Here is a 6,365-nt window from a genome sequence, read left to right on the forward strand (position 1 = left end):
GCGTTGGCCACCGCGTGCAGGGTCAGGGTCGTCTTGCCGGAGGACTCCGGCCCGTAGACCTCCACCACACGGCCGCGGGGCAGGCCGCCGACGCCGAGGGCCACGTCCAGCGCGGTCGACCCGGTCGGGATGACCTCGATGGGCTCGTTCGTCCGGTCACCCATGCGCATGACCGCGCCCTTGCCGAATTGCCGTTCAATCTGCGCCAGTACCAGATCCAGCGCTTTTCCCTTGTCAGCCATGCGCAACCCCACTTCTCACTCTTCACTCCGCACGGCTGTCGCCCGGAGGATATGACAGCGGGTCCCGACGCGGAGGAGATGGAAATCGCGAACGCACGTGCGAACGTGCGTGCAGTGAGGCGCATCTCATCGATATGCGTGTCACTTGCACGTTATCAGTAGAGCGTCATAGCCGGCTGTTGCGTGGCGTCCAGCCGTCGCGCAAGCGCCGCAGGGGCATTCAGTGCACAGGCACCACAAAGCAGAGTGCAGTGCCGTTCAGCGCCGACCAGTGGTCTGCGGCCGCCCCCTCCGCGAGAATGTGACCGGAATTACACCCGGAGCCACGTGCGGCATGGTGGGAAAATGGAAGAGCTGGTTCGCAGAGGCTTTTGCGCGCTCATCCGTATGACCGCGTCGATCTCTGCGCTCCCACATGCGCCCGCTACCGGCCGTTCACTGCCGGGACCGAGCGGTGGGACGACCGTGCGCCCCGCATCACGCCCGGGCACGGCCGAGCGCGGCGTCGCACGCACAAGCGAGGGTTGAGCGGCATGCAGTTCTCCGAGGGACAGACACTCGTCCACCCCCACCACGGTCCGGCCACCGTCACCGAGGTTCTCGATCGCTCGGTCAACGGCAGGAGCAGGCGTTACGTTCAGTTCCAGATCCACCGGACCGACCTGCGTATCGCCGTTCCGGTCGACAAGGCCGAGGAGGTGGGACTGCGATCGGTCTACGCCGCGACACAGGTACAGGAACTGCTCGCCGTCCTGAGGGCTCCCACAGGTGAGCAGGAGGAGGCTTGGTCACGGCGTTTCAAGGCCAACAGTGAGACGCTCCGGGCCGGCGACCCTCTGCTCACCGCCGGCGTCGTTCGTGACCTCATGCGACGTCAGGAGGAACGCGGGCTTTCCGCGGCGGAGAAGGACATGCTCAAGCACGCCCGCCTGCCGATCCTCACAGAACTCGCGCTGGCGCTCTCGCTGGCCGACGGGGAGGCCGAGAAACTGCTCGACTCGGCCGTCCTCGAGGAGCAACGCACCGCTTGAGGCTCTCCCGTGCTGCAGGGGGGTCGGGGGCGCCGCGTCGGCCGCGCGCTCCTGGCCCCGGCCCACAGCCCTGACCGGCGCCAGGACATCGCCCCCGTCGGGGCGGGCGAGGGGCAGAAACGGCGAACCGATCGAGAGTGCCGGGTCGGCGAGGGCGGGTCTTGGGCGCACCGGCTCAGCGGGCCATCCAACGGTCCATCTCTCGCGCCCGTGTGTCCAACGCGGCGGCAACGGCGGCTGACGTGGTCCGGGGATTGCCGGGAACCTGCACGTCGTACTGGACGCCACCGGACACATGCCCGGCACCCGGTTCGGGCATCTCCATCTCGATTCCCGCGCGCCGCGCGAGCGCGACCGCCGTCGCCGCGAACCCTTCGGAGAGAGCGAGGATCACGGAGTGGCCCGTCCGGCAGTGCCAGGCGACCAGGCCGCGTACAAACTCCGCGTACACGACCGGATCGACCTCAAGTGTGTCCGGGTCGCCCGAGTACTTGCCCTGGCCGATCCCCGAGGGCAGCTTGAGTTCCGCCTCGAAGACCTCGACCTGCCGCAGGAAAAGACGGCCGGCGCCGTTCGACGGATTCCACAGCGTCTCGTCACCGATATCGAAGTACATGCTCATCGCCGGTCCCCCTGCTCGGTTGCCTCGGCGCAGGGTAGAGGATCGTGCGGGTGGCAGGCACCCGGTAAAGCGGTGCCTCGGTGGGGCCGAGGCACGTTGGCGAGTTCAAGCGGTCCGTGCGTCCTGGTACAGCCGGGACGGGGCTCAAGGGGTCTGCTTCGGTGCCGCAGCGCTGTCGGGTCGGTCGCCTGGGCTGCGGTGAGCCGGGCCGGTCTCGGCCGGGCTCGGCTCGGACAGTCTGAGTCCGGCGATGCAGCCGATGATGCCGGCCAGGAACAGCACTTTGAGCACACTCGCCGCCTCGCCGCCGGTGGCCATGGCCCAGGCGACGGTCAGTGCGGCGCCGGTGCCGGTCCACACGGCGTAGGCGACGCCGATGAGGATGTGCTGGGCGGCGCGCGACAAGCCGATCATGCTCAGAATCATCGCGATGAAGAAGACCACGCTCGCGACGGGCTCGGAGAGGCCGTCGCTGGCGCCGAGCGCGGTGGCCCAGACGGCCTCCAGCACGGCGCTGACAAGGAGGATCAGCCAGGGCATTCAGCTCACCGCTTTCAGTCCGGCGATGCAGCCGATCAGGCCGGCCAGCAGGGCCGCGCGGAGGGGCGTCAGCTTCTCCTGGCCCCGCGCGGTGGCGATCACGACGGTCAACACGGCCCCGATGCCGACCCATACGGCGTAAGCGGTGCCGGTGGGCAGCGAGGTCATCGCGTAGGCCAGTCCCGCCATGCTCAGCACCGCGGCAACGGCGAAGACGGCGGTCGGCGCGAGCCGCCGGAACCCCTGGGACATGCCCAGGGCGGTGGCCCAGACGGCCTCCAGTACGGCGGAGGCGATCAAGACGGTCCACGCCATGTGCACGTCCCTCTCCATGTTTTCGTACGGCTGTACCACAACGAAGCTAGCACGTAGTCGTACAGTCGTGCGACAATGGCGTCATGCCTCGCGTGATCGACACCGATGAACGCAACCGCCAGGTTGCGGAAGCGGCATGGAGAGTTCTGGTGCGCGACGGCATCCCGGCGCTGTCGGTGCGCAAGGTCGCTGCCGAGGCGGGGCTGCCGCCGAGCTCGCTGCGCTACACCTTCCCGACACAGGCCAGCCTGCGGATCCGGGCGTACGACATGGTGGTCGAGCGCCTGGCCGACCGGATCGCCGCCATTGCGCCGGGTGACGACTGGGCGCGGGCGGTACTGCTGGAACTGCTGCCCCTGGATGAGCCGCGGCGCTTGGAGATGGAGATCACCGTGGTCCTCGGCACGGCCGCGATGACGGACGGCGACCTGCGCGCGACGCACCACAGGGCGCACCGGGCCGTAAGGGACCTTTGCGAACGGGTGGTACGCGTACTGGGCGTGACCCCGCAGGAGATCCGGATCGAAACGGATCGCCTGCACGCGATGGTGGACGGGCTTGCTCTGCACATGATCCGACAGGACCGGGACGAGGACACCGACTGGGCCGCCCGGGTAGTGGACACCCACCTGACGAATCTGAAACAAGCCCCATCACCTCAGGCACTGCGACCGGAGTCCAGGTCTCCAGCCTCCGCCCGGTCGGCGCCAGGTCGAGAACGATGAGGCCAAAAGGCGGTACGTCCGGCGTTGTGCGGTTCGCGGCCCCACCAGGCAGCGTTGCGCGCCACCAGGTAGTGGACCGCGACGTCCGCGAAGCGGCTGACGAAAGCAGCGGCGCGTAACCCGATCAGTGCCCTGGTCGGCCACTGACGCTCACGCCGAAGAAGCCCCCTCCACCAGAAGGGGGCTGACGCTGTTTCGCAGGTGGAACGGTTCTCCGGGAGAACCTCTTGGTGGGGCGGGTGGGACTCGAACCCATAAGCGTGACGCCTCTCACCTGCGAAGATGCCGAAACAACGGATATAACCACCCGTTTCCGTCGGGCTGCGTCCTCCTCGATCCGGCTCGACCGGGGATCGGTGCAGCGATCGCTGCACCGCCACTTCTGCATCCCTCGCAAGCACAGCCACCGTCACGCGAGGAGGAGCCCAGCATCTCATCCTGGCTGATCCTCCCCAGCGTGCCGATGGGCTTTGCCAGGCTCAGCCCATTCCTGCACAGCCCATACAGTCACGATCCATAGTTGGCGACCATGCGCAACCTCCACGAAGTAGGGCGGGTTCGGCCTGGTGCACGGGGCCCACCGAGGACGGGCGCTTCGGACGGCACACTCGGTCTGACGCCACCCGCGGGCAGCAACCTTGGTGGCGGAGCGAGAGCCGCGGGCCGTTCCCTGCCCGGTTCGGCAGGGAACGGCCCGCGCATACAAAAGCGTCAACGATCATCCGATGGTCAGAGTTGGGTGATGTTCCTGGTTGTTTCGTCGTAGGCCGCTTCCAGCGTGCCGTGGGCGAAGGAGGTGTAGGACAGGCCGTGTCCGAAAGGGGAAGCGGGGCTGCTGCCCCTTGGCGTCGTAGTAGCGGTAGCCGACAGCGATGCCCTCGTCGTAGGTGACGGCGCCGTTCCTCCCGGGGTAGGTAGCGGGGGTACCCCCAGGCCCCTGCGTCGCGTCGGCGGGGAAGGTCACGGGGAGACGACCGGAGGGATCGCTGTCACCGAAGAGGACTGCGGCAAGGGCCGTGCCCATGCCGCGACCTCCGTACCACGTCTGGATCACGGCTTCCACGTCGTTCAGCCAGGGGCGGCGACGGGGCCGTCAGTGTTGAGGACAACGATCGTGCGCGGATTGACAGCGGCCACAGCGGTGATGAGCTGGTTCTGGTCCCCCGGCAGGCCGAGCCCCTCGTGGTCCATGGCCTCGCCGGCAACCCGGTTGACGAAGATGACGGCGGCGTCGGCCGCCCCCGCCGCCTTGACCGCGGCGGGGATGAAGGAGTCGGGCTGCCACCCCAGGGTCAGACCGCAGGTGCCGGTCTCGGCAGTGGCGTTGGTGTAGGTGAGTTCGACGCTGACCGCGCGGCCCGCCGTCAGCTGGGCAGTTCCTGGAGCGGGTAGTCGAACGGTCCGAGGAAGAACCTGCGCATCTGCCGGGTGCCGGAGACGACCGTGACGCCGTTGATCTTCAGTGTGGTCGTACCGGCGGGCAGCAGGGAGAAGCGGTGCAGGCCGGTGGTGGCCGGTACGGGGGTGCCGGTCCACTTCGCCGACCAGACGACGGGCAGATCCGCCGCGGGTGCGGTGGTGAAGTCGACTCGCGTCGGTCATGGTCACGATTGGAGTCCCGGTGGCATCTGCCCCCGCGAAGTACTTGACTGTCAGGCCGGCCTTGCCCGTGCCGTCACGCAGCACGGTCGACGGCACCACAGCCAGAGGCAGGTCTCCCTTGGTTCCCTGTGAGTGGGTGATCTTGACGGAGCTTCCTGCACGGGTACGAACGGACTGCAGAGGAGTGGTCCAGGTGCCGGGGTCGACGTAGGTCGAGCCGGCGACACCGGTGAACACGTCGGTGTCGGCCGGGCCGATGACGGCCAGCGACTTCACCGAGGCAGGCAGCGGCAGGGCCGAGGAGTGATTGGAGAGCAGGACCGTCGAGGCGATCGCAGCCTCGTGGGCGAGGTCCCTGTGTTCCTGTGTGCTGACGTTGTCGGAGGGCGCGGGGACGGGGGTGTCGAAGAGGCCGTTCGCGAACATCGTAATGAGGATGCGGCGCGCGGCATCGTCCAACCGCGAGCCCGGCATCGCTCTCCCCATGAGTCCGCCCGGGGGGATCTTCACAGCGCCGGGGCCAAGGCCGGCAAGGTCCATACCGGCACGGGCGGCTGCGACCTGGTCGTCGCCGGCCCAGAAGTCCGGCACGGTTAGCCCTGGAGTCCGAGGCCCTTCTTCAGGTCGTCGAAGAGGTCGGGGTGCTGCGTCGCGAAGGTGCCGTTGATCTTCGGGTAGGTCATCATCACCAACGTGGTCGGTGCGGCGAGGGCCACCCGGCGGAAGGGCGCCTCGTATATCTCGTGCAGGGCCCGGTCGGAGACCTTGGTGTCGATGAAGAAGCGGTCGGTCTCCTGGGTGTAGACGGCGAAGTGCTTGACGGTGGCAGCCACCTGCTGGCTCTGCATACCGACCGTGATGGCTGCTCCCCGATACCCGGCGAGCAGCGGGTCCTCCCCCATGCCCTCGGCCTGGCGGCCGAAGTGCCAGGTCCGCGTCAGGTCGATGGTGGGGCCGAGCATATTGTTGTAACCCTTCCCCCTGCCCTCCGCGCCGAGGCCACGGAGAAGGAAGCACTCGTACGCTGCGACTTCGCGGCCGTGTATGGCTGTGGGAACTGTGCCGTGGCTCAACGCGGAGCCGGGCTCCTGTTCTTATTGTGCTGTATGGCGGAGCAGACGTTCAGGCGTTCGTCCAGGCTTCGAGGAAGGCTTTGCGTCCGGCGGGGTCGTCCGCCCTGCGGTCGGCGTGCAGAGGGAGTGTCTAATCAACGGCGGATCTGATGATCAAGGAGACGCCAGAGATGACCGAGACCGTTGTCGAGCAGGAGTCCGTGGAGAAGCCGGCG

8 protein-coding genes and 1 pseudogene are annotated in these 6,365 nt (G+C 67.9%); 2 read left to right on the forward strand and 7 right to left on the reverse strand.

What is annotated here, in order from left to right; genetic code table 11:
* A pseudogene (locus tag ACFYQA_RS38955) lies at positions 1 to 242 on the reverse strand (DNA recombination/repair protein RecA); the annotation flags it as partial.
* Positions 243 to 775: 533 nt separating this feature from the next.
* Here ACFYQA_RS38955 and ACFYQA_RS38960 point away from each other — a divergent pair.
* A complete protein-coding gene (locus ACFYQA_RS38960) occupies positions 776 to 1,273 on the forward strand; it encodes a CarD family transcriptional regulator (RefSeq protein WP_388928514.1) in 498 nt (165 codons plus the stop codon).
* Positions 1,274 to 1,448: 175 nt separating this feature from the next.
* Here ACFYQA_RS38960 and ACFYQA_RS38965 read toward each other — a convergent pair whose 3' ends face one another.
* The 3 genes from ACFYQA_RS38965 to ACFYQA_RS38975 form a co-directional block, all read right to left on the reverse strand.
* Positions 1,449 to 1,895 (reverse strand): DUF6086 family protein, encoded by a 447-nt coding sequence (locus tag ACFYQA_RS38965; RefSeq protein WP_388928516.1) that lies wholly within the window; start codon positions 1,893 to 1,895, stop codon positions 1,449 to 1,451.
* 144 nt (positions 1,896 to 2,039) lie between these two features.
* Positions 2,040 to 2,435: a DMT family transporter gene (locus ACFYQA_RS38970; RefSeq protein WP_388928518.1), complete on the reverse strand. Its 396-nt coding sequence runs from the start codon at positions 2,433 to 2,435 to the stop codon at positions 2,040 to 2,042.
* Entirely contained in the window at positions 2,436 to 2,750 is a 315-nt protein-coding gene (locus tag ACFYQA_RS38975) for a DMT family transporter (RefSeq protein ID WP_388928520.1), read from the reverse strand.
* 83 nt (positions 2,751 to 2,833) lie between these two features.
* Between ACFYQA_RS38975 and ACFYQA_RS38980 the strand changes: the two genes are divergently transcribed.
* Positions 2,834 to 3,475 carry a TetR/AcrR family transcriptional regulator gene (locus ACFYQA_RS38980; protein WP_388928522.1) on the forward strand — a complete coding sequence of 214 codons (642 nt, stop codon included), beginning with the start codon at positions 2,834 to 2,836 and terminating at the stop codon, positions 3,473 to 3,475.
* A gap of 718 nt (positions 3,476 to 4,193) precedes the next feature.
* Here the strand turns inward: ACFYQA_RS38980 and ACFYQA_RS38985 are convergent.
* From ACFYQA_RS38985 to ACFYQA_RS38995, 3 genes are all read right to left on the reverse strand, one after another.
* Entirely contained in the window at positions 4,194 to 4,499 is a 306-nt protein-coding gene (locus tag ACFYQA_RS38985; RefSeq protein ID WP_388928524.1) for a glycoside hydrolase family 3 C-terminal domain-containing protein, read from the reverse strand.
* A 44-nt stretch (positions 4,500 to 4,543) separates the two neighbouring features.
* Positions 4,544 to 5,503 carry a glycoside hydrolase family 3 C-terminal domain-containing protein gene (locus tag ACFYQA_RS38990; RefSeq protein ID WP_388928526.1) on the reverse strand — a complete coding sequence of 320 codons (960 nt, stop codon included), beginning with the start codon at positions 5,501 to 5,503 and terminating at the stop codon, positions 4,544 to 4,546.
* Positions 5,504 to 5,670: 167 nt separating this feature from the next.
* On the reverse strand, positions 5,671 to 6,039 hold the full coding sequence (locus tag ACFYQA_RS38995; protein ID WP_388928528.1) for a glycoside hydrolase family 3 N-terminal domain-containing protein: 369 nt from the start codon (positions 6,037 to 6,039) through the stop codon (positions 5,671 to 5,673).
* Positions 6,040 to 6,365 lie beyond the last annotated feature (326 nt).

It is taken from the genome of Streptomyces sp. NPDC005774 (assembly GCF_042871645.1).
Classification (GTDB): Bacteria; Actinomycetota; Actinomycetes; order Streptomycetales; family Streptomycetaceae; genus Streptomyces; species Streptomyces pratens.

Coding starts and splice junctions, on each gene's coding strand:
- ACFYQA_RS38960 (WP_388928514.1), top strand. CDS start 776: ATGCAGTTCTCCGAGGGACAGACACTCGTCCACCCCCACCACGGTCCG.
- ACFYQA_RS38965 (WP_388928516.1), bottom strand. CDS start 1,895: ATGAGCATGTACTTCGATATCGGTGACGAGACGCTGTGGAATCCGTCG.
- ACFYQA_RS38970 (WP_388928518.1), bottom strand. CDS start 2,435: ATGCCCTGGCTGATCCTCCTTGTCAGCGCCGTGCTGGAGGCCGTCTGG.
- ACFYQA_RS38975 (WP_388928520.1), bottom strand. CDS start 2,750: ATGGCGTGGACCGTCTTGATCGCCTCCGCCGTACTGGAGGCCGTCTGG.
- ACFYQA_RS38980 (WP_388928522.1), top strand. CDS start 2,834: ATGCCTCGCGTGATCGACACCGATGAACGCAACCGCCAGGTTGCGGAA.
- ACFYQA_RS38985 (WP_388928524.1), bottom strand. CDS start 4,499: ATGGGCACGGCCCTTGCCGCAGTCCTCTTCGGTGACAGCGATCCCTCC.
- ACFYQA_RS38990 (WP_388928526.1), bottom strand. CDS start 5,503: ATGTTCGCGAACGGCCTCTTCGACACCCCCGTCCCCGCGCCCTCCGAC.
- ACFYQA_RS38995 (WP_388928528.1), bottom strand. CDS start 6,039: ATGCTCGGCCCCACCATCGACCTGACGCGGACCTGGCACTTCGGCCGC.